The sequence below is a fragment of the Nocardiopsis sp. M1B1 genome (assembly GCF_052466615.1).
This window is the reverse complement of record NZ_CP196194.1, coordinates 812332-831682: the sequence shown is the minus strand read 5'-3', so window position 1 is coordinate 831682 and position 19351 is coordinate 812332. Positions and strand designations below refer to the sequence as shown.

Annotated in this window: 22 protein-coding genes; 18 read left to right on the top strand and 4 right to left on the bottom strand. The window is 72.9% G+C overall.

The window, feature by feature from the left end; translation table 11 throughout:
* The first annotated feature begins 77 nt into the window (after window positions 1-77).
* From ACSTA4_RS03855 to ACSTA4_RS03840, 4 genes are all read left to right on the top strand, one after another.
* Window positions 78-740 (top strand): TetR/AcrR family transcriptional regulator, encoded by a 663-nt coding sequence (locus ACSTA4_RS03855; protein WP_444964089.1) that lies wholly within the window; start codon window positions 78-80, stop codon window positions 738-740.
* Window positions 737-1225 (top strand): NUDIX domain-containing protein, encoded by a 489-nt coding sequence (locus ACSTA4_RS03850; protein WP_444962436.1) that lies wholly within the window; start codon window positions 737-739, stop codon window positions 1223-1225. The genes ACSTA4_RS03855 and ACSTA4_RS03850 overlap by 4 nt, the downstream gene beginning before the upstream one ends.
* Window positions 1226-1324: 99 nt before the next feature.
* Window positions 1325-1642 (top strand): hypothetical protein, encoded by a 318-nt coding sequence (locus ACSTA4_RS03845; RefSeq protein ID WP_444962435.1) that lies wholly within the window; start codon window positions 1325-1327, stop codon window positions 1640-1642.
* Window positions 1643-1671: 29 nt separating this feature from the next.
* Window positions 1672-2124 (top strand): hypothetical protein, encoded by a 453-nt coding sequence (locus ACSTA4_RS03840; protein WP_444964088.1) that lies wholly within the window; start codon window positions 1672-1674, stop codon window positions 2122-2124.
* Between the two features lie 153 nt (window positions 2125-2277).
* Here ACSTA4_RS03840 and ACSTA4_RS03835 read toward each other — a convergent pair whose 3' ends face one another.
* Entirely contained in the window at window positions 2278-3771 is a 1494-nt protein-coding gene (locus tag ACSTA4_RS03835; RefSeq protein ID WP_444962434.1) for an NAD(P)H-hydrate dehydratase, read from the bottom strand.
* A gap of 155 nt (window positions 3772-3926) precedes the next feature.
* Between ACSTA4_RS03835 and ACSTA4_RS03830 the strand changes: the two genes are divergently transcribed.
* The gene (locus ACSTA4_RS03830) at window positions 3927-4757 is read left to right on the top strand and encodes a peptidoglycan recognition protein family protein (RefSeq protein ID WP_444962433.1); all 831 of its coding nucleotides are present in this window, start codon (window positions 3927-3929) and stop codon (window positions 4755-4757) included.
* A gap of 82 nt (window positions 4758-4839) precedes the next feature.
* On the opposite strand, the gene ACSTA4_RS03825 is transcribed toward ACSTA4_RS03830, so the two are convergent.
* Window positions 4840-5298, bottom strand: coding sequence for an excalibur calcium-binding domain-containing protein (locus ACSTA4_RS03825; RefSeq protein WP_444962432.1), 459 nt, complete (start codon window positions 5296-5298; stop codon window positions 4840-4842).
* A gap of 343 nt (window positions 5299-5641) precedes the next feature.
* Window positions 5642-6442 carry a DUF4352 domain-containing protein gene (locus ACSTA4_RS03820; RefSeq protein WP_248773487.1) on the bottom strand — a complete coding sequence of 267 codons (801 nt, stop codon included), beginning with the start codon at window positions 6440-6442 and terminating at the stop codon, window positions 5642-5644.
* 280 nt (window positions 6443-6722) lie between these two features.
* Here ACSTA4_RS03820 and ACSTA4_RS03815 point away from each other — a divergent pair, with 280 nt between their 5' ends.
* From ACSTA4_RS03815 to ACSTA4_RS03780, 8 genes are all read left to right on the top strand, one after another.
* Window positions 6723-7085, top strand: coding sequence for a hypothetical protein (locus tag ACSTA4_RS03815; RefSeq protein WP_174546564.1), 363 nt, complete (start codon window positions 6723-6725; stop codon window positions 7083-7085).
* Window positions 7078-7518, top strand: a complete 441-nt coding sequence (locus ACSTA4_RS03810; protein WP_444962431.1) for a hypothetical protein — start codon at window positions 7078-7080, stop codon at window positions 7516-7518. Before ACSTA4_RS03815 ends, ACSTA4_RS03810 begins: the two co-directional genes overlap by 8 nt.
* Window positions 7519-7642: 124 nt before the next feature.
* Window positions 7643-8494 carry a sulfurtransferase gene (locus ACSTA4_RS03805; RefSeq protein WP_444962430.1) on the top strand — a complete coding sequence of 284 codons (852 nt, stop codon included), beginning with the start codon at window positions 7643-7645 and terminating at the stop codon, window positions 8492-8494.
* A gap of 304 nt (window positions 8495-8798) precedes the next feature.
* The gene (locus tag ACSTA4_RS03800; RefSeq protein ID WP_444962429.1) at window positions 8799-9404 is read left to right on the top strand and encodes a DUF4178 domain-containing protein; all 606 of its coding nucleotides are present in this window, start codon (window positions 8799-8801) and stop codon (window positions 9402-9404) included.
* Between the two features lie 7 nt (window positions 9405-9411).
* The gene (locus ACSTA4_RS03795) at window positions 9412-9957 is read left to right on the top strand and encodes a DUF2617 family protein (RefSeq protein ID WP_444962428.1); all 546 of its coding nucleotides are present in this window, start codon (window positions 9412-9414) and stop codon (window positions 9955-9957) included.
* Window positions 9954-10295: a hypothetical protein gene (locus ACSTA4_RS03790; protein WP_444962427.1), complete on the top strand. Its 342-nt coding sequence runs from the start codon at window positions 9954-9956 to the stop codon at window positions 10293-10295. The genes ACSTA4_RS03795 and ACSTA4_RS03790 overlap by 4 nt, the downstream gene beginning before the upstream one ends.
* A 59-nt stretch (window positions 10296-10354) precedes the next feature.
* Window positions 10355-10783, top strand: a complete 429-nt coding sequence (locus ACSTA4_RS03785; protein ID WP_212641571.1) for a DUF350 domain-containing protein — start codon at window positions 10355-10357, stop codon at window positions 10781-10783.
* 71 nt (window positions 10784-10854) lie between these two features.
* On the top strand, window positions 10855-12420 hold the full coding sequence (locus ACSTA4_RS03780) for a polyamine aminopropyltransferase (protein WP_444962426.1): 1566 nt from the start codon (window positions 10855-10857) through the stop codon (window positions 12418-12420).
* A gap of 425 nt (window positions 12421-12845) precedes the next feature.
* Here ACSTA4_RS03780 and ACSTA4_RS03775 read toward each other — a convergent pair whose 3' ends face one another.
* Window positions 12846-13304, bottom strand: coding sequence for a flavodoxin family protein (locus tag ACSTA4_RS03775; protein ID WP_274976159.1), 459 nt, complete (start codon window positions 13302-13304; stop codon window positions 12846-12848).
* Between the two features lie 104 nt (window positions 13305-13408).
* Here ACSTA4_RS03775 and ACSTA4_RS03770 point away from each other — a divergent pair, with 104 nt between their 5' ends.
* The 5 genes from ACSTA4_RS03770 (at window position 13409) to ACSTA4_RS03750 (ending at window position 19325) form a co-directional block, all read left to right on the top strand.
* A complete protein-coding gene (locus ACSTA4_RS03770; RefSeq protein WP_444962425.1) occupies window positions 13409-13762 on the top strand; it encodes a hypothetical protein in 354 nt (117 codons plus the stop codon).
* Between the two features lie 312 nt (window positions 13763-14074).
* Window positions 14075-14917, top strand: a complete 843-nt coding sequence (locus ACSTA4_RS03765) for a nitrilase-related carbon-nitrogen hydrolase (RefSeq protein ID WP_444962424.1) — start codon at window positions 14075-14077, stop codon at window positions 14915-14917.
* A gap of 11 nt (window positions 14918-14928) precedes the next feature.
* Entirely contained in the window at window positions 14929-16338 is a 1410-nt protein-coding gene (hydA, locus tag ACSTA4_RS03760) for a dihydropyrimidinase (RefSeq protein ID WP_444962423.1), read from the top strand.
* A gap of 15 nt (window positions 16339-16353) precedes the next feature.
* Window positions 16354-17364 (top strand): TIGR03842 family LLM class F420-dependent oxidoreductase, encoded by a 1011-nt coding sequence (locus ACSTA4_RS03755; RefSeq protein ID WP_444962422.1) that lies wholly within the window; start codon window positions 16354-16356, stop codon window positions 17362-17364.
* A 386-nt stretch (window positions 17365-17750) separates the two neighbouring features.
* Window positions 17751-19325 carry an NCS1 family nucleobase:cation symporter-1 gene (locus tag ACSTA4_RS03750; RefSeq protein WP_444962421.1) on the top strand — a complete coding sequence of 525 codons (1575 nt, stop codon included), beginning with the start codon at window positions 17751-17753 and terminating at the stop codon, window positions 19323-19325.
* The last annotated feature ends 26 nt before the right edge of the window (window positions 19326-19351 follow it).

The window sequence follows — 19351 nt, the reverse complement described above, 5'->3', positions numbered from 1 at the left end:
ATGCGATTAAATCGCTTGGTTTAATCACTCGATTAAACCGTATGCTGAAAACCTCCCCGAGAGCAAGGAGGGCCATGATGGCCAAGGGCGGCGGAGGACGGCGCACGAGCGAGGAGACGAGGGAGCGGCTCCTGACGGCCGCCAGCGAGGTCCTGCGCGAGGAGGGCTACGCGGGGGCGTCGGCGCGCGGCATCGCCGCGCGCGCGGAGGCCAACTCGGCGCTGGTCTTCTACCACTTCGGCGGCGTCGACCAGCTTCTGCTGGCGGCGCTGGACCGCTCCAGCGCCGAGCGCATGGCGATGTACCGGGAGATCGCGGCACGGGCCGACACCCTGGAGGAGCTGGTGGAGGCGGCGATGCGCATCTACCGGACCGACCTGGAGCGCGGCTACATCACCGAGTTCTCCGAGCTGGTGGCCGCCGCCGTCACCAAACCGGAGCTGCGCACGCAGATCCGGGACCGCTCGGAGCCGTGGATCGCCTTCATCGAGCAGGAGTGGAACCGGGTCCTGGGCGGGTCCGCCCTCGGGAAGCTGCTGCCCGCCCGCGAGGTGGCCTACGGGGCGATCACGTTCTACCTGGGGGTGAACCTGTTCTCGGTGCTCGACGAGGACCACTCGCGCACCGAGGCGGTGTTCGACCTGGCCCGCGGACTGGCCCCCCGGGCCAGGCTCCTGACGCTGCGCCTGCCCCGCCGGGGCCGGGAGGTAGGCTCGCCCGCGGACGAGGAGGACGCATGAGCACAGGCATCACGGTGGCCCCCGGGATCGAGTTCCCCGACACCGCCGACGGCCGGACCCACGTGGCGGCCGCGGTGATCGCCGACGACCGGGGAAGGGTCTTCGCCCAGCGCCGGTCCCCCACGCGCAAGGTGTTCCCGCACTGCTGGGACATCGTGGGCGGACACGTCGAGCAGGGCGAGACCATGCTGGAGGGGCTGGCGCGCGAGGTCGAGGAGGAGACCGGCTGGCGGCTGACCGGGGTGCTGGCGGAGCTGTTCCGGCTGGACTGGGACCCCGGGGACGGCCTGACCCGGCACGAGGTGGACTACCTGGTGCGGGTGGAGGGCGACCTGAACGCGCCCCGCCTGGAGCCGGGCAAGCACACCGAGTTCCTGTGGGTGGACGACTCCCTGGTGCACCGGCTGCGCGACGACCGCGATCCGGGCGACTACTTCATCGCCGACATCGTGCGGCTCGGCCTCGACGCCGCCCGCGCACGCTGACGGGCGGCCGCACACCCGGCGCCGGAGCACCGCACCCCGGCCCCTCGACGGCGCCGACCACGGTGGACGCGGCGTAATACGCGTAATACCATCGGGTGCATGGGCAAGGTACGCATCAGCATCAGCCTCGACCCCGAGCACGCGGACCGCATCAGAAGTCACGCGGAACGGGCGGGAATGGACCTCTCCTCGTACATGGTGAACGCCGCCACCCGGCAGATGGCCGAGGTCGAAGCCGCCGAGGAGGTCTTCTCCGGTATCGACGCCGTCATCGCCGAAGCCGAGGCCGGGGCCGCCAGCTACACCCCGGTCGACGAGCCGGCGGAACTCTCCGAGGGGGAGCGCGGGGAGGTCGCCGACGCCCTGCGCCTGGTCTACGGGGACGAGGCGGACGCGGGCCGGTGGCAGGTCGCGTGACCGTCATGGTGCCGGTGTACGACACCGGCATGCTCATCGCCCTGGCCTCGGGCAAGGCCAAGGCGTGGCACCTGCACCAGGGGCTCGGTAGGACCCCGCACCGCCCCATCGTCCCCGGCCCGGTCCTGGCACAGGCCTGGAGGTCGGACCCGGCCACCGTGCACGCCCTGGGGCGCGTACTCAAGGAGTGCACCGTTCCCCAGGCCAGGTCCTCCGCACCCGCGCTGCGCCCGTCCCGCGCCGGTCAGGTCACCTGCATCATGTGCTCCACGGCGCCCGACACCACCGACTGGCGGCGTATCGGCGTGCTCCTGGACAGCGCGGACCTGCCCCCGAAGAAACGACCGGACGCGGTGGACGCCATGGTCGCCTGGACCGCGGCACGGCACGGGGAGGCCGTGGTGTTCACCAGCGACCCCGACGACATCGGGGCCTACCTCCGGGCGATCGGCACCGAGAGCGTCCACGTGGTCCCCGTCTAGCACCTGTCCGTGCACCGGACCCGTGCGGCACGGCGTCGGTGCCGTCCGTGTGCAGGACGGCGGTCAGGTCAGACGTCGGTGGGCACCCAGGCGAGCACGAGCCCGAGCCACACCGCGAACGGGCCCGCCGCCCGGTCCCGGCCCGGCTCCGTCTCAGGCCGCCCGGCGGACCTCGGCCACCGCGAGCGGCAGCGCCTCCAGCAGGTCGGACGCGCTGATCGGGGCTCCGTCCCGGGCCAACGAGGCGGCGCGTCCGTGCAGGTAGGCGCCGCACATCGCCGCCTCCCTCGCGGGCAGTCCGGCGGCCAGGAGCGCGCCGACCGCCCCCGACAGCACGTCTCCGGTCCCGGCGGTGGCCAGCAGCGGCGTTCCGGTCGGGTTCACGACCACCGGTGCTCCCGGGTGCGCGATCACCGTGGTCGACCCCTTGAGCAGGACCGTGCACCCGAACCGGTCCCGGGCGCGGGCCGCGTGCTCCAGGCGGCGCGCCTCGACGTCCTTCCGGTCCGCGCCCAGCATCCGGGCCAGCTCCCCGGCGTGCGGCGTCAGCAGCGTGTGCGCCTTCCGCTCCCGCAGCAGCTCGCACAGCGGTTCGCCCCACTGCCCGGTGAGCAGGGTGAGCCCGTCCGCGTCCACCAGCACCGGGACGTCGCTGTCCAGGACCGCGCGGAGCTCGTCGGCGTTGGCCGGGTGCGTGCCCCGGCCGGAGCCGACGACGACGGCGGACACCCGCCCGGGCGACAGGTCGGTGCTGTTCTGCGGGTCGAGGAGGCTGGCGACGGCCTCCGGCCAGCGGGCGAGCACCTGGTCCACCACGGCCGGGCCGCCCCCGTAGCGCACCATGCCGACCCCGGTGCGCAGCGCTCCGCCCACGCACAGGACCGCGGCGCCCCGGTAGCGGTCGGAGCCCGCCCGGACGGCGAGGACGCCCCGCCGGTACTTGTCCGACTCCACCCCGGCGACCGGCAGGAGCGAGGCGACATCCGCAGCCCGCGGACTGACCAGGTCGGGCCCGGGCAGCTCCGGGGTCAGCCCGATGTCCACGAGACGGATCCTGCCCGCGCGTTCGGCGCCCGGATCGACGAACAGGCCGGGCTTGTGGGTGCCGAAGGTGACCGTGACATCGGCGCGGACGGAATGCCCGGCCACCTCACCGGTGTCGGCGTCCACCCCGCTTGGCAGGTCCACGGCGACCACGGGGACGGGCGCGTTGGCGGCGAGCAGGGCCAGGGTGGAGTGCGGCCTGCGCAGGCCGCCGCTGCCGCCGATGCCCACGAGCCCGTCCACGACGAGGTCGGCGTCGAACAGGTCGCTCTCGTCGGCGAGGGCGTCGGTGAACCAGCGGACCCGCCCGCCCGCGGACCGCAGGGCGGCGATCCCGCCCTCGTGGACGCGCCGCCCGGCGATCAGGGCGCGCACGGCCGCGCCCCGGGCTGCCAGCGCGGCGCCCGCGTACAGCGCGTCGCCCCCGTTGTCGCCGCCGCCGACCATGAGGACGACCCGCGACCCGTACACGCGGGGCAGCAGCCGCGCGCACTCGGCGGCGAGCCCGGTGGCCGCCCGGCGCATGAGGGCCCCCTCGGGGAGGCGCGCCATGAGCGCGCGCTCGGCCTCGCGGACGGTGTCGGCGGTGTGTGCGGAGCGCACGGGTTACCTCCCAGGTTCGGGTCGGCCACCATCGTGCCGCAGAGGGCTCCGGGTACGGGGGCTCCGCCACACCGGGTGGCCGACAACAAGGAATTTTCTACGCAAAGTGACCAACCCTCTACCCTTCGGAGTGTCGACTTGACACAATGGGGGGCATGCCTCGACCGAGCAAATACGTCTCTCGGTCCGATCTGGGATGGGGTTCCTCGCCCGCGACCCGGGCCAATCCCCGATCCGGACTGGTCATCCACTACGACAGCACCGACCAGGGGCTGGCTGCGAAGGACCACTCGGCCTGCCTCAAGTACTGGCGCGACACCCGCTCCTTCCACACCGGCCCCTCCCGCGGCTGGGACGACGTCGGATATTCCTTTATGTCCTGTTCGCACGGATATGTCCTTGAAGGCCGGGGACTGTACAAGACCCAGGCCGCGCAGCCGGGGGGCAACACCTCCCACTACTCGGTGACCCTGGCCACCGGTCCCACGGACACCATCACCCCGGAGCAGATCAACGCCGTGCGCGCGCTCCGCCAGTGGCTGATGGAACCGGACACGTCGATCGCCGGAACGGTGCTCGGGCACCGCGACTTCGTCTCCACCTCGTGCCCGGGCGACAAGGCCTACGCCCTCGTCCGCGACGGCACGTTCGAAAAGCCCCCCGGGGAGATCACGGAGGTAAACGACATGCTCGGACTCGCGATCGGCAGTACGGGGGACGCGGTCAAGCTCCTCCAGCTCAAGGTCACCCGGGCGGGCTTCGGCGACGCCCTGGGCGCGGGCGGGGTCGACGGCGACTACGGGGAGGCCACCGCCGAGGCCGTACGACTGACCCGCGAGTACGTCGGCAGCCGCGCCCTGCCCGGGTACGGCGACAAGATGACCGCCCACGCCGTCGACCAGGTGGAGGCCGCCGTCATCAAGCGCGCGCTGGCGGGGAGCACCGCGAAGGCGGAGGCCCCCGCGGGGGAGGCCACCCCGGCGTAGGGGAGCACCGACGGGTCGGGGCGCTCCGCGCTCCGACCCGCTCCGACGTCACCCCCGGAACCGGTCCCGGGCCGGGCTCCCGTCATTCGCAGGCGACGCCGTCGCCGTCGCGGTCCAGGTGGGAGCCGTAACCCGGGTCGCCGCGGCGTACGGGCGCCGCACCCGCGGCGCGCGCCGCGTCGCAGTTCTCGTAGTAGGCCGGGGCGGCGCCGCCGGTGTCACCGCCCCCGCCCCCGCCGCTGCCGCCGTTGTCCGGGCGTTCGGTCACCGTCTCCGTGACGGTCTCCGTGGCGGTGACCGTCACCTCCACCTCGACCTCCTCGGTCGCGGTGGCGGTCGGCTCCACCGTCTCGGACACGGTCGCGGTCACCGTGGCGGCCGGGGGCGGCGGACCCGCCTGGTCGGAGCCGCCTCCGGCCAGCGCACTGGCGCAGGAGCCGATCATCACGGTCAGGACCAGGGCGCCGAAGCACCCCAGGCATCCGAGGCCGATCTTGCCGCCGGTGGACACGGTGGCGGGGGAACGCGGGGGCAGGGACATGGCGGGGCTCCGGGGGATGCGCAGGGAGCGGTGGAGCGGGTACCGCGCTGGACGGGTGCGTGCGGGCGGGGACGCGCGCGTGCGCCGACGATATACGAGCCAGCCGCGAAAAAGGTCCCTTTCGCGGTAGAAAGCGGCTTTCGCGACGCCCGGCCGTTCTGCCGCCGCACCCGGCCGCTCCGTTGCCGTACCCCGACGCCCAACCTGAGACCGCCGCACGCCCGGACGGACACCTCGGGAGACCCGGCCGGGCACCGCCGGACACCGGCGAGCGCCGCCGGGAACACAGCACGAAGCCCCGGCCGCGGGGCATGCGGCCGGGGCTTCGCGGTGCGTGCGTGGGCTACTGGACCGTCGTGACGATCGGGTCCTCCATGCCGAAACTGGGGTCGTAGCGGACCTCGGTCACCACGACCTCGCCGACCACGGCGATCTGCCCCGAGACCGAGGAGCCGGGCGCGAGGGTGCCGACCTCGATGTGCTGGATGTCGGCGAAGATCGCGTCGGCCCAGTCGGTGCGCTCGGTCCCGTCGGAGAGCACCGTCGTGAAGTAGAGCGGGTTGATGTCGAGCGGCTCGTCGCCGTTGTTGGTGAGCTCGACGTCGAGCACCGTGTAGACGGTGTCGTCGATGGTGTCACCGGCCGTGCCCGCCGCGGTGGCGGTCAGGGTGACGCCCTGCTCGTTGGCGGGCTCCTCGGCCGCGCCGCCCTCGGACTCCTGCGTGCCCTCCTGCTGGGTGGGCGCCGAGGGCGTGGAGGTCGAGGCACTGTCGTCGCCGCCCGCCATCGAGGCGATGATCACGATGACGATGACCACGATGACCACCAGGCCGAGGCAGCCGCCGCCGATGCCGAGGCCGACCTTGGCGCCGGTGGACATGCCCTTCTTCGGGGGCTGGCCGCCGGGCGGCGGGCCGTAGGGGTCTCCGGGACCGCCGGGGGGCATGCCGCCGTAGGGGGGCTGGCCGGGAGGCGGTCCGCCCGGGCCCCCGTAGGGCGGCTGACCGCCGGACGGGTCTCCGTAGCCGGGCTGGCCTCCGCCGGGAGGGCCGTAGCCGGGCTGGCCGCCGTAGGGCTGGTAGCCGCCGGTGCCGTCACCGTGGGGAGGCTGCTGGGGGCCGGAAGGGTACTGGGGATAGGACAACGGGGTGCTCCGGTCTCGTACACGATGCCTGAGGGAATGTGCCGCGGGCCTGAGCCGTGTAGCGGCTGGAACACATGCGGCTTCGAGGACCATATCCGACGCGGGTGTGCCGCCGCCTCGCTAGCCCCGTGTCTGCGCTGTCCGGAATGGGACGTTTCCGCTGGCGGGCGGGCCCGGGCGGGGCAGCCGTCGGGGGACGGTGCGATCCGGTGGCCCTGACGTACTACGCTGTGTCGTAGAAGCCCGCTGGCATGGTGTGAGGACGACGAGCGGAGGCGGCGTGGTCGACTGGCTGACCATGACGATTCAGATGGTGTCACTGGCGTTGGCCGGGTGGTGCCTCGTCTCGACCTTCCGCGACCAGCCCATGGTGGTCCCGCACCTGGTCGGCATGGCTGTCCTGTGGCTGCTCGTGCTCGGACAGGTGGCCGCCACCGTCGTCACCATGGTCGGCGGCGAGCGGCCCGCCGAGACGGCCATGTTCGTGTCCTACCTGGCCACGGTCGCTCTGCTGCCGCCCGCGTGCGCCGTGTGGGGCTTCATGGAGCGGAGCAGATGGGGCCCGGCGGTGATCGCCTTCGCGTGCCTGATCCTGCCCGTCCTGTTCGTCCGCCTCGAACAGCTCTGGAGCCCCGTTGTCTGAGTCCGCCGCGACCCGGGACAGAACCCTGCGCACCGGCCCCGGGCGGCTGCTCGTCGCCGTGTACGGGGTGTTCGCGCTCGCCGCGACCGCGCGCGGAGGCTACCAGCTGGCCACGAGGTTCGACGAGGCGCCGCTGGCCTACGGGCTCTCGCTGCTCGCCGGGGTGATCTACCTGGTGGCGGCGGTGGGCCTGGCCCGGGCCGGGCGGACCTCGCGCAGGGTCGCGCTGGTCTCGTGCAGTGTCGAACTGGTCGGTGTGCTGGCGGTGGGCGCGGTCAGCCTGCTCCTGCCGGGGGTCTTCCCCGACGACACGGTGTGGTCGAACTTCGGCGCCGGGTACCTGTTCATACCGCTGGTGCTGCCGGTGCTGGGATTGTGGTGGATCCTGCGCGTCCACCGCATGGTCCGGGACGACGGGGGCCGCGGCGCCTGAACGGCGTCCCCCGGGCCCGCCTTCCTTTTCCGCGTCCGGGCAGCCCTCCCGCGGGCCGCTACGGCGGCGGACACCGGGCACACCCCTCCCCACCTGCCGGGACGGAACGCCTAGTGTGGTGCCCATGTCCGAACTCCTGACCCTGCCGGTGGCCGTGTCGGCCGACTGGCTCCGCGAACACCGCGACCGGGTGGTCCTCGTCGACTCCCGCTGGTATCTCGACGGGCGCTCCGGCCGCGACGCCCACCGCGCCGGACACCTGCCCGGCGCCGTCTTCACCGACCTGGACACCGACCTGGCCGCCCCGGCCGGTCCCGAGGGCGGACGCCACCCGCTGCCCTCCGCGGCCGACTTCGCCGACGCCCTCGGCCGCCTCGGCATCGGCGACGACTCCTCCGTGGTGGTCTACGACGACGCGGGCGGTTCCGTGGCCGCCCGCCTGGTGTGGATGCTGCGCGTGCTGGGCACCCCGGCGGCCTTCCTCGACGGGGGCGTCCAGGCGTGGACCGGCGAACTGGAGGAGGGCGACGTCACCCCCCGGCCGGTGCACCGCACCCCGCTGCCCTGGCCCGCGGACCGGATCGTGCACACCGACACCGTCCGCGCCGAGGCGGGCGATCCGGCGCACCTGCTGGTGGACGCCCGCGCCCGCGAACGCTACACCGGTGAGCGGCCCGCACCCGTCGACGCCCGACCGGGGCACGTGCCGGGCGCCCGCAGCGCCGAGTGGACGGGGAACCTGGGCGATGACGGTCTCCTGGCCGCCCCGGGAATCCTGCGTGAACGCTTCGCCGCCCTCGGCGCCGACTCCGCCGACACCGTCACCGCCTACTGCGGGTCCGGGGTCACCGCCTGCCACGACCTGCTCGCCCTGGAGCACGCCGGGTACTCCGGCGCCCGCCTGTACCCGGGGTCGTGGAGCCGCTGGGGAGGCGACGACACCCTCCCGGTGGAGACCGGCGACCCCCGGGGCTGAAATCCCTGCGCACCGGGACCCGGACGCGTCGGCCCGAGCCGCCGGGCGCGGGGCGCCGGCGTCCCGGTCCCGTGTTCGGGAGCGCGCCGGGGCACACTCCCGGACACGGGACCGTTGTCAACGATCACCGTCCGTGAGAGGTTCCCGGACGGGGCGTCTTTCCTGTCCTGATCTGGTCACATGTGGAACCGACCCCTCGCACGCGGCGTCAGAGCGTCAGTAGGATTGCCCGGCCCCGGGGAACACGCAGGCAGGGGACGTACACGGCCTCGCTCCCCCATGCCCCACCGCGAAACGAGGAACATTGGCCATCGAACTCCTGCTGTTGCTCATCCTGGTCGGCGTCGCCGTCGTGATCGGCGTCCTGGTCTACGCACAGCGCGCCAAGAAACCGAAGACGGCCCCCGAACCCCCCGCCCCGCCGCGGGACCCCTTCGCCGACACGGGCGACAGCACCGCGGGCGACCCGCGCGCCATCAAGGCGGGCGACATGATCGACTGGGGCACCGAGCGGACCTGGATCCGCGGCACCCTGCGCCTGTCCGAGGGCGGATTCACCTGGTCGGAGCACTTCCTGGAGGTCGAGGGCGGCAAGCGCTGGCTCTCGGTGGAGGAGGACCCCGACGTGGAGCTGGCCCTGTGGACCGGCCGCCCCGACCTGGACATCATCCCCCAGGGCAAGAGCATCGAGCTGGAGGGCACCGTCTACCGGCTCCAGGAGAAGGGCACCGGCTCCTACCGCTCCGAGGGCACCACCGGGCTCAAGGCCTCCGGGGGCCTGGACTACGCCGACTACGAGTCCGACGACGGACGGCTGCTGTCCTTCGAGCGCTTCGACCACGGGCGCTGGGAGGCCAGCACGGGGAACAAGGTCGCCCCGGGCACCTTCACCATCTACCCGGGGAGCTGACCGGAACGTGCGCGCGAGCATCAGCGCCCCCTTCGTCGACACCAGCGCCGACGACCTGGTCTGGGCCCTGGGCCACCCGCTGGTCGATCCCCTGGCCGCCCGCACCGTCCGGGTGCCGGGGGCCCGGGTCGAACTGCGTGTGCTCGGCGCCTCCCACCAGGTGGTCGTCACGCCGGAGCCGTCGCCCGGGGCCCTGGTGGCCGGGGAGCCGCTGGTGGAGACGGTGGCCTGCCTGCCCGGCCTCCCCGGCGGCCTGCCCGGCAGCGCCGACCGCCCCGACCTGGGCGGCTACCGCTTCGGCTCGCGCGTGGAGTCCCTGTCCCGCACCGAGCTGGCCCGCCGGGTGGAGGGGATCCACCGGGAGGTGGAGGACTCCCCCGGCGGCCTGCTCGTCGCCTTCCCCGGCGATCCGCTGGCTGTCACCGCGCTGCACCTGGTCCCCGGCGGACCACTCGGCTGGCGCACCTGGCACGCCTACCCCCAGAGCGGCGAGCTGGTGACGACCACCTCGACCGTGACCCTTCCCCCCACTTCCGGGAGAACCGCACCATGAAGGCATACGAGGAGCCCGCGAACAACGGCAACAGGAACGTCATCATCACGGTGTTCGTCGTGATCGGCGTCATCCTGCTGGTCCTGATCCTGCTCAGCGCCTGCTCCAACAACAGCAACAACTACTGCCCCGACGACGACGTGGTCCAGGTCGAGGGCTATGACGACGACGACTGCGACGGATCCTCGGGGTCCTCCGGCGGCGGAGGATTCTTCTTCTTCGGCGGGGGAACCGGCAGCAGCAGCTACAGGGACAACAACAGCAGCTACAGCGGCGGCAGCAGCAGCAACGGCAGCGGCAGCAACTACCGCGGCGGCGGCAGCGGCTTCGGCAAGTAGTCTCCTTCCCCACACGTCACGAACACGTCAACCGAAATCCCCTACCTGCGAACAGGACCATGAACGAGATCCTCCTCAACGCGCTCGGAGCCCTCGCCTACGGCGGAGTGGGCATCGTCATCCTCGTGCTGGGCTACCTCCTCACCGACCTCCTCACCCCCGGCAAGCTGCACGTGCTGATCTGGGAGAACCGCAACCGCAACGCGGTCCTGCTGGTGTCCGCGAACACGCTGGGGTCGGCCATCGTCGTCACCTCGGCGATCCTCTCCAGCGAGTCCGAGATCGGACTGGGCGCGGGCCTGCTCTCGACCGCCGTCTACGGCCTGATCGGCCTGGGCGTGATGGCGCTGTCGTTCGTGCTGATCGACCTCCTCGTCCCCGCCAAGATCGCCCAGATGATCAGCAGCGACGAGCCGCACCCGGCCACCTGGGTGAGCGCCTCCGCGCACGTGGCGATCGCGGTCGTCATCGCCGCGGCCCTGACCTGACGCCCCTTCCCCCCACCGGCCCCCTGCCCCGGGCAACCGCACCACCGCACCACCACACGAAGGCAGTTCCGTTGACTGAGACCACCGCCCGCACACGGCCCCGACTGCCGGTATCCGCCAGGGCGGCCCGGTTCCTCGTGTTGCTGGCGGTGTTCGTCTGCGCCGCCTGCGGTCTGGTGTACGAGCTCGCGCTGGTCGCCATCGGCAGCTACCTGCTGGGCGACAGCATCACCCAGGCCTCCGTGGTCCTGTCGGTGATGGTGTTCGCGATGGGCGTGGGCTCCCTGTTGTCCAAGCGCTTCCAGGCGCACCCCGCCGCGGCCTTCGCGGTGATCGAGGGCCTGCTCTCGCTGGTCGGCGGACTGTCCGTGCTGCTGCTGTACGGGGCGTTCGCCTGGTTCTCCGCCTACCAGCCCGCCCTGGTGGTGCTGTCGTTCGCCATCGGGCTCCTCATCGGCATGGAGATCCCGCTGCTGATGACGCTGATCCAGCGCATCCGCAGGCAGGACGCCTCCGACGCGGTCGCCGACCTGTTCGCCGCCGACTACGTGGGCGGCCTGATCGGCGGCCTGGCCTTCCCGTTCCTGTTGCTCCCGCTGCTGGGCCTGCCCAAGGGCGCGCTGATGGTGGGCGCGCTCAACGCCGTCGTCGGCGTGGCGGTGGTGCTGTGGCTGTTCCGCGCGGAGCTGACCCGGCGCGCCTACGCGGGCCTGAGCCTGGGCCTGGCGCTCATCATCGCGGTGCTCGGCCTGGCCTACGCCTACGCCGACCAGTTCGAGGTGGACGCGCGGCAGGCGCTGTACCGCGACCCGATCGTGCACGCCGAGCGCTCCGAGTACCAGGAGATCGTGCTCACCCGGTCCCTGGACGGCCAGGACGTGCGCCTGTTCCTCAACGGGAGCCTCCAGTTCTCCAGCCTGGACGAGTACCGCTACCACGAGTCGCTGGTGCACCCGGCGATGGCGGGACCGCACGAGGACGTGCTGGTGCTGGGCGGCGGTGACGGCCTGGCCCTGCGCGAGATCCTGGCCTACGACGACGTGGCCTCGGCCACCCTGGTGGACCTGGACCCGGCCGTGATCGAGCTGGCCTCGACCGACCCGGTGATCAGCGGCCTCAACGGGGACTCCTTCGAGGACCCGCGCGTGGACGTGGTCAACGCCGACGCCTTCCAGTGGCTGCGCGAGAACCGCGAGGAGTTCGACGTCATCATCGCCGACCTCCCGGACGGGGACTCCGTGGGCACCGCCAAGCTCTACTCGGTGGAGTTCTACGCCCTCCTGCGCCACGCCCTGTCCGAGGAGGGCCGCATGGTCGTGCAGGCGGGTTCGCCCTTCTTCGCTCCGGAGGCCTACTGGGGCGTGGGCGACTCCCTGGAGGCGGCGGACCTGGCGGTCACGCCCTACAACGTGGACGTGCCGAGCTTCGGCAACTGGGGCTTCTACCTCACCTCGCCCGGGTCCGCGCCCGAGCTGCGCGTCCCCGAGGACGCGCCGCCGCTGAGCTTCCTCGACCCGGCCCTGCTGGAGGCCGCGCAGGTCTTCCCCAAGGACCGCCGCGAGGAGGACGTGGAGGAGTCGACCCTCATGCACCCGAGGATCATCGGCTACCACCAGGGGGCCTGGCGGGGCTACTGACGCCGGTCCGCGGACCGGCGCCGCCTCTGAGGCAAACACCGCGCGGCCTGAGGACTTGGGCCAGTGGGCGGCCACGCGGTGTGTCTGGGGAGGGGCTGGTCGGGGGCCCGGTCCCGTCCGGGGACGGCGGTCGCGGGCGGAGAGGCGGACGGAAGGTCTGCGGCGCCGGACGGGACGGGGGTGTGCGCCTCCCCGTGTTCCCCGACGACCTGGGCCCATCCTGACCCGCTGGTCGAACTCGGCGAAACCGCCACGCCGTACCCGACACCGGCCCAGCCAACCCCTTACCCAGACTTTCCCGCCCTTTTCCGGCTTCCCGCCCGCCCGCCGCCGTGGCGCCCGGTTCGCCGGAGCGGCCCGCGAGCCGTGTGCCGCGCGCGTCGGAGCCCTAGCGGCCCGTGGCAGGGTTCCCGTGGCGGGCCCGCTCAGGCGCGCTCCAGGGCGGCGAGGGCGGTGACAGCGCCCAGCTCCCAGCAGGCCTCGCGGTCCCGTGCCTCCGGTCGGCCCGTCACGGTGACCGGCGGGCGGTGCCGCCGCCACCCCATGCCCTTGGCGATCGACTCGACGGCCCGGACCGCGCCGGAGGCGTCGTCGTCCCCGTGCACGTACAGCGCGTAGGGCAGCCCCTCGGTCGCTCCCTGGGCGGGGTAGAAGACCGTGTCGAAGAAGTGTTTGAGGGCGCCCGACATGTACCCGATGTTGGCCGGGGTCCCCAGGACGACGGCGTCGGCGCCGAGCAGGTCGCTGGCCGTGGCCGACAGCGCCGCCTCCGCACGCACCTCGACCCCCTCGATGTCGTCGTCGCGGGCGCCCTCCAGGACCGCCTCCAGCAACTGCCGGGTCGCGGGCGAGACCGTGTGGTGAACGATGAGCAGTCGTGCCATGTCCCCCACACTAGGAGGCGGCGGCGCGCCACCGCCGCCTCCCGCACGGCGCCACCCGGCACCGGCGCTCAGCCGACGCCCGCAGCAGAAAGCCAGGCCCCGCCATGAGCCAGCCCCCGCACGGTCCCGGTGACGGATCCGCGGACCGCGACCAGCCGCCCACGGGTCCGCCCCCCGCAGGCATGCCGCCCACCGGCTGGCAGCCGCCCCCGGGACCGCCCCCCGCTCCCGGCTTCGCCCGTTCGGTCCCTCCCGCGCCGGGGGAGCCCGGAGGCGCCAGGGAGCACTCCCCCTGGCTGTTCCTGAGCCTGGGCTGCGGCGCCCTGTTCCTCATCGGGATCGGCCTGGTCCTGCTCATCGTCTTCGTCTTCGACGACCGCGCCGAGCGGAGCGAGGGCGCGTTCGGACCCCTCGGTCACGGCGGCGCGTCCGCCACCGGGGACCGCGCCGCCGCCTGACCGCGCGGCGGCGGGGGAGTGTGTGTCCTCATCCGAAATTCAGCGGGAAAAAGCCGGAAAACATGTCCTTTCCTCTGAAATTCCACGTGTCACAGAAAGGACATCGCACCCCGTAAGGGCACGATCGCGCAATTCCTTCACCCGGTCGCGCACGGAGAACGCGGATGTCGGACATTGACCGGCCATTCGACGTTACCTAAGGTGCGACGGCACGCGCACCACCCGCTCGCACCACCGTGCCAGCAGGACATACGCGGACGTAACAACCGTTCTCGCCCGCCCCGGCGGCGCACACGCAGGAACGAGGAACACATGCCGCACAACGTCCGTGCCGCACTCGTCCAGACCGAATGGACGGGCGACACCGAATCCATGCTCGCCGTCCACGAGAAGCACGCGCGCGACGCCGCCGCACAGGGCGCGCGGGTGATCGGTTTCCAGGAGGTGTTCAACGCCCCCTACTTCTGCCAGGTGCAGGACCCCGAGCACCACCGCTGGGCCGAGGCCGTCCCCGACGGCCCCACCGTCACCCGGTTCAGGGCGCTGGCCCGGGAGCTGGGCATCGTCATGGTCCTGCCGGTCTTCGAGGTGGAGTCCCCCGGCTTCTACTACAACACCGCCGCGGTCGTCGACGCCGACGGCAGCTACCTGGGCAAGTACCGCAAGCACCACATCCCGCAGGTCCACGGCTTCTGGGAGAAGTACTACTTCCGCCCCGGCAACCTCGGCTGGCCGGTCTTCGACACCGCCGCCGGGCGCATCGGCGTCTACATCTGCTACGACCGCCACTTCCCCGAGGGCTGGCGGGCCCTGGGGCTGGCCGGAGCCCAGCTGGTGTACAACCCGTCCGCGACCAGCCGCGGCCTGTCCGCCCACCTGTGGAAGCTGGAGCAGACCGCGGCGGCCGTGGCCAACGCCTACTTCGTCGCCGCGATCAACCGCGTGGGCGTGGAGGAGTACGGCGACAACGACTTCTACGGCACCAGCTACTTCGCCGACCCGCGCGGGCAGTTCGTCGGCGACGTCGCCTCCGACACCTCCGCCGAACTGGTCGTGCGCGACCTGGACCTGGACATGGTCGACCAGGTCCGCCGGCAGTGGGCCTTCTACCGCGACCGCAGGCCCGACGCCTACGGCCCGCTGGTCCAGGGCTGAGGGGGCGCGCCATGGCACGACGCACCGTCATCCGCGGCGGCCTGGTCGTCACCGCCGCCGAGGAGACCGAGGCCGACGTCCTCGTGGAGGGCGAGAGGGTGGCCGCGCTCGCGCTGCGCGGCAGCGACGCCGCCCGCTCCTGGGCCGACAGCGGCGCCGAGGTCATCGACGCCTCCGGGCACTACGTCGTCCCCGGCGGGGTGGACGGCCACACCCACATGGAGATGCCCTTCGGCGGCACCTCCTCCTCCGACACCTTCGAGACGGGCACCCGGGCCGCCGCCTGGGGCGGCACCACCACGATCGTCGACTTCGCCATCCAGCGGCCCGGGGAGTCGGTGCGCGCGGGCGTGGACGCGTGGATGGCCAAGGCCGAGGGCGACTGCGCGGTGGACTACGCCTTCCACGCCATCCTCTCCGACGTCAACGCGTCCTCGCTCGGGGAGATGGACGCCCTCGTCGACGAGGGCGTGACCTCGTTCAAGCTGTTCATGGCCTACCCGGGTGTGTTCTACAGCGACGACGGCCAGATCCTGCGGGCCATGCAGCGCGGCGCCGCCAACGGCGCGCTGACCATGGTGCACGCCGAGAACGGCATCGCCATCGACGTGCTGGTCGAGCAGGCCCTGGCCGAGGGCCGGACCGACCCGAGGTACCACGGCGAGGTGCGCAGGGCCCTGCTGGAGTCGGAGGCCACCCACCGCGCAGTCCAGCTCGCCCGGGTGGCGGGCGCGCCTCTGTACGTGGTGCACGTCTCGGCGCGGGAGGCGGTGGAGGAGCTGGCCCGGGCGCGCGGGATGGGGCTCAACGTGTTCGGCGAGACCTGCCCCCAGTACCTGTTCCTGTCCGCCGACAACCTCGCCGAGCCCGGTTTCGAGGGTGCCAAGTACGTGTGCTCCACGCCTCTGCGGCCCCGGGAGCACCAGGAACACCTGTGGCGGGCGCTGCGCACCAACGACCTGTCCGTGGTCTCCACCGACCACTGCCCGTTCTGCTTCGCCGGGCAGAAGGACCTGGGCCGGGGCGACTTCTCCAGGATCCCCAACGGCATGCCGGGGGTCGAGCACCGCATGGACCTGCTGCACCAGGCCGTGGTGGAGGGCCGCATCGGCAGGCGCCGGTGGATCGAGATCGCCTGCGCCACCCCGGCACGCATGTTCGGCCTGTACCCGGCCAAGGGCACGATCTGCCCGGGCTCGGACGCCGACATCGTGGTCTACGACCCCGGCGCCGAGCACGTCCTGTCGGCCGAGACGCACCACATGAACGTGGACTACTCGGCCTACGAGGGCAGACGGGTCACCGGCCGGGCCCGCACCGTGCTCTCGCGCGGCCGGGTCGTGGTGGACCGCGGCGCCTACCTGGGCGAGGCCGGGCACGGACGGTACGTGCCCCGGTCCACCTGCCAGTACCTGGTCTGAACGAGAGGGCAGCACATGGACATCGGACTCGTCCTCCAGACCGACCCGCCCGCCGACCTGCTGGTCGAGCGGATGGTCCGCGCGGAGGGGTACGGCTTCACCCACGGGTGGACCTTCGACTCGGTCGTGCTCTGGCAGGAGCCCTTCGTCGTCTACAGCCGGATCCTGGAGCGCACCAGCGGCCTGGTCGTGGGGCCCATGGTGACCAACCCGGGCACGCGCGCCTGGGAGGTGACCGCCTCGCTGTTCGCCACCCTGAACGACATGTTCGGCAACCGCACGGTGTGCGGGATCGGCCGGGGCGACTCGGCCATGCGGGTGGCGGGCCGCCGTCCCGCCACCCTGGAACGCCTGTCCCGGGCGATGCGCGCGATCAAGGACCTGGCCGAGGGCCGGGAGGCCGACGTGGACGGCGCGGCCCTGCGCCTGCCGTGGGTGCGCGACGGCGCCCTGCCCGTGTGGATGGGCGCCTACGGGCCCCGGGCCCTGGAGCTGGCGGGCCGCCAGGCGGACGGTTTCATCCTCCAGCTGGCCGACCCCTACCTGACCGAGTGGATGGTCCGGGCGGTGCGCACGGCCGCGGCCGACGCCGGGCGCGACCCCGACGCGGTGACGGTGTGCGCGGCGGCGCCCGCCTACGTCACCGACGGCTCCGAGCGGGGACTGGCCCACGCGCGGGAGCAGTGCCGCTGGTTCGGCGGGATGGTGGGCAACCACGTGGCCGACCTGGTCGCCCGCTACGGCGACTCCTCCGACGCGGTCCCGCGGGAGCTGACCGACTACGTCAGGGCACGGCGGGGCTACGACTACAGCCACCACGGCCGGGCGGACAACCCCGACACCGCGTTCGTCCCGGACGGCATCGTCGACCGGTTCTGCCTGGTCGGGCCGGTGGAGGAGCATGTGCGGAAGCTGGAGCGGCTCCGGGAGGCGGGTGTGGACCAGTTCGCGGTGTACGCGATGCACGACGACGTGGACGGGGTCATCGACGCCTACGGGCGCCACGTCGTCCCGGCCGTGTCCTGACCCGCGCCGCGGAGCCGCCGGGGCGCGGGCGACCGCGCCGTGGCGGCCCCGTCCTCATGGTGGAGGGCGGGAGAAGGCCGGGAGCCGGAAGGCCGGGACCAGGAAGGTCGCGGCCCGGGACCGGCGCCCCGGTCGGGGACGGCCCGGACGGGACGGCGTCCGGGCCCGCTTCCCCACCTCACGGAGGCCGCCCTTCGGGGCGAACGGTCCGGTGGTAACCCTCCCGACCCGCCCACGACACCTGTGCGCCTTGTGACGTGCGAGGATATTCGGCGGCCCGGAACGAATCCGGACTTTTCGCCGCGCTTCCAGGGGTCCCCCCGGTGGGCCCGGCAGTGCTTCGCATCCCCCGCCCTCCCCGTCCGCCCACCGAGACCAGGTGACCCGTGACCCACAGCCCGACCCCGCCGGAACCCGCCGCCGTCACCCACCCCGACGGCCGGGTGTCCCTCGCCGAGGGGACCGCCCTGCCCGAGGGCCCCTACGTCAACGCCGACCTCCAGCCCGTCCCGATGTCCCGGCGCACCTGGGGCACCGGCAGCTTCGGAGCCCTGTGGGTGAGCATGTCGGTCAGCATCCCGGCCTGGACCCTGGCCAGCGGCCTGATCGCGGCGGGCATGGACTGGCGCCAGGCCATGCTCGCCGTGGTCCTGGGCAACCTCGTCGTCCTGCTGCCCATGGTGCTGACCGGCCACGCGGGCGCCAGGTACGGCATCCCCTTCCCCGTGTTCGCGCGCGCCTCCTTCGGCCTGCGCGGCGCCAACCTGCCCGCGCTGCTGCGCGGCGCGGTCGCCTGCGGCTGGTACGGCATCCAGACCTGGGTCGGCGGCCAGGGGGTCTACGTCCTGCTCGGGCGGCTGCTCGGCGACGGGTGGACGGGGGCGGCGGCGCTGGGCGGCCAGCCGTGGACGCTGTGGCTGTCCTTCGGCCTGTTCTGGGCCGCCCAGCTCGCGATCATCCTGTGGGGCATGGAGGGCGTGCGCCGGACCCAGGTTTGGGCCGCGCCGCTGATGATCCTCGGCGGCGTCGCCCTGCTGGCCTGGATGGCCGTGGAGGCCGGGGGCCTGGCCCCGATGCTGTCCCTGGACTCGGGCGAGCCCCTGGACTGGGGGCCCTCCTTCTGGGCGCTGTTCTTCCCGTCGCTGATGGGCGTGATCGGCTACTGGGCGACCCTGACCCTCAACATCAGCGACTTCACGCGCTTCTCGTCCTCCCAGCGCGCCCAGGTGGTGGGCCAGTCGCTGGGGCTGCCCACCACGATGACGCTGTTCTCCCTGCTGGCCGTCATGGTCACGGCGGGCACCGCGGCCGTCTACGGCGAACCCCTGTGGAACCCGATCGACGTCGTGGCGCGGATGGACAGCGGGATCGGCCTGCTCTTCGCAGTCTTCGTCGTGCTGCTGGCCACGGTCTCCACCAACATCGCGGCCAATCTGGTCGGTCCGGCCTACGACCTGTCCAACCTCAGACCGCAGTTGATCAGCTTCCGCGCCGGGGCGATCACCACCTGCGTGCTCAGCGTGCTGATCATGCCGTGGCGGCTGCTGGAGAACGAGAGCGTCTACATCTTCACCTGGCTGGGCACGGTGGGCGGTCTCCTGGGCACCGTGGCGGGCATCCTGCTCGCCGACTACTGGCTGCTGCGCCGCACGCGGATGAACCTGCCCGCGCTGTACGAGCGCGGCTCGGAGTACTGGTACCGGCACGGGTGGAACTGGCGCGCCCTGGTGGCCTTCGGCGTCGGCTCGGTGCTGGCCGTGGGCGGTTCGCACTCCCCCGAGGGCTCGGGCCCCTTCCCGGCCGAGGGCCTGATCCCGTTCCTGGCCCCGCTGGCGGACTACGGGTGGCTCGTGGGGCTGGCCAGCGGCCTGCTGCTGCACTGGGGTCTGGGCGTGCTCCTGCCCCACCGCGACGCCGGGGAGCGGGCCGCGAGGAGGTCGGAGGGGGCCTCCGCCGGCTGACCGGGGCCTCGCGGCGGGCCCTTCGG

Bases quoted from the DNA above. Each gene is read 5' to 3' on its own strand.
- ACSTA4_RS03855 (WP_444964089.1), top strand. From the start codon at position 78: ATGGCCAAGGGCGGCGGAGGACGGCGCACGAGCGAGGAGACGAGGGAG.
- ACSTA4_RS03850 (WP_444962436.1), top strand. From the start codon at position 737: ATGAGCACAGGCATCACGGTGGCCCCCGGGATCGAGTTCCCCGACACC.
- ACSTA4_RS03845 (WP_444962435.1), top strand. From the start codon at position 1,325: ATGGGCAAGGTACGCATCAGCATCAGCCTCGACCCCGAGCACGCGGAC.
- ACSTA4_RS03840 (WP_444964088.1), top strand. From the start codon at position 1,672: ATGCTCATCGCCCTGGCCTCGGGCAAGGCCAAGGCGTGGCACCTGCAC.
- ACSTA4_RS03830 (WP_444962433.1), top strand. From the start codon at position 3,927: ATGCCTCGACCGAGCAAATACGTCTCTCGGTCCGATCTGGGATGGGGT.
- ACSTA4_RS03825 (WP_444962432.1), bottom strand. From the start codon at position 5,298: ATGTCCCTGCCCCCGCGTTCCCCCGCCACCGTGTCCACCGGCGGCAAG.
- ACSTA4_RS03805 (WP_444962430.1), top strand. From the start codon at position 7,643: ATGTCCGAACTCCTGACCCTGCCGGTGGCCGTGTCGGCCGACTGGCTC.
- ACSTA4_RS03790 (WP_444962427.1), top strand. From the start codon at position 9,954: ATGAAGGCATACGAGGAGCCCGCGAACAACGGCAACAGGAACGTCATC.
- ACSTA4_RS03785 (WP_212641571.1), top strand. From the start codon at position 10,355: ATGAACGAGATCCTCCTCAACGCGCTCGGAGCCCTCGCCTACGGCGGA.
- ACSTA4_RS03775 (WP_274976159.1), bottom strand. From the start codon at position 13,304: ATGGCACGACTGCTCATCGTTCACCACACGGTCTCGCCCGCGACCCGG.
- ACSTA4_RS03770 (WP_444962425.1), top strand. From the start codon at position 13,409: ATGAGCCAGCCCCCGCACGGTCCCGGTGACGGATCCGCGGACCGCGAC.
- ACSTA4_RS03765 (WP_444962424.1), top strand. From the start codon at position 14,075: ATGCCGCACAACGTCCGTGCCGCACTCGTCCAGACCGAATGGACGGGC.
- hydA (WP_444962423.1), top strand. From the start codon at position 14,929: ATGGCACGACGCACCGTCATCCGCGGCGGCCTGGTCGTCACCGCCGCC.
- ACSTA4_RS03755 (WP_444962422.1), top strand. From the start codon at position 16,354: ATGGACATCGGACTCGTCCTCCAGACCGACCCGCCCGCCGACCTGCTG.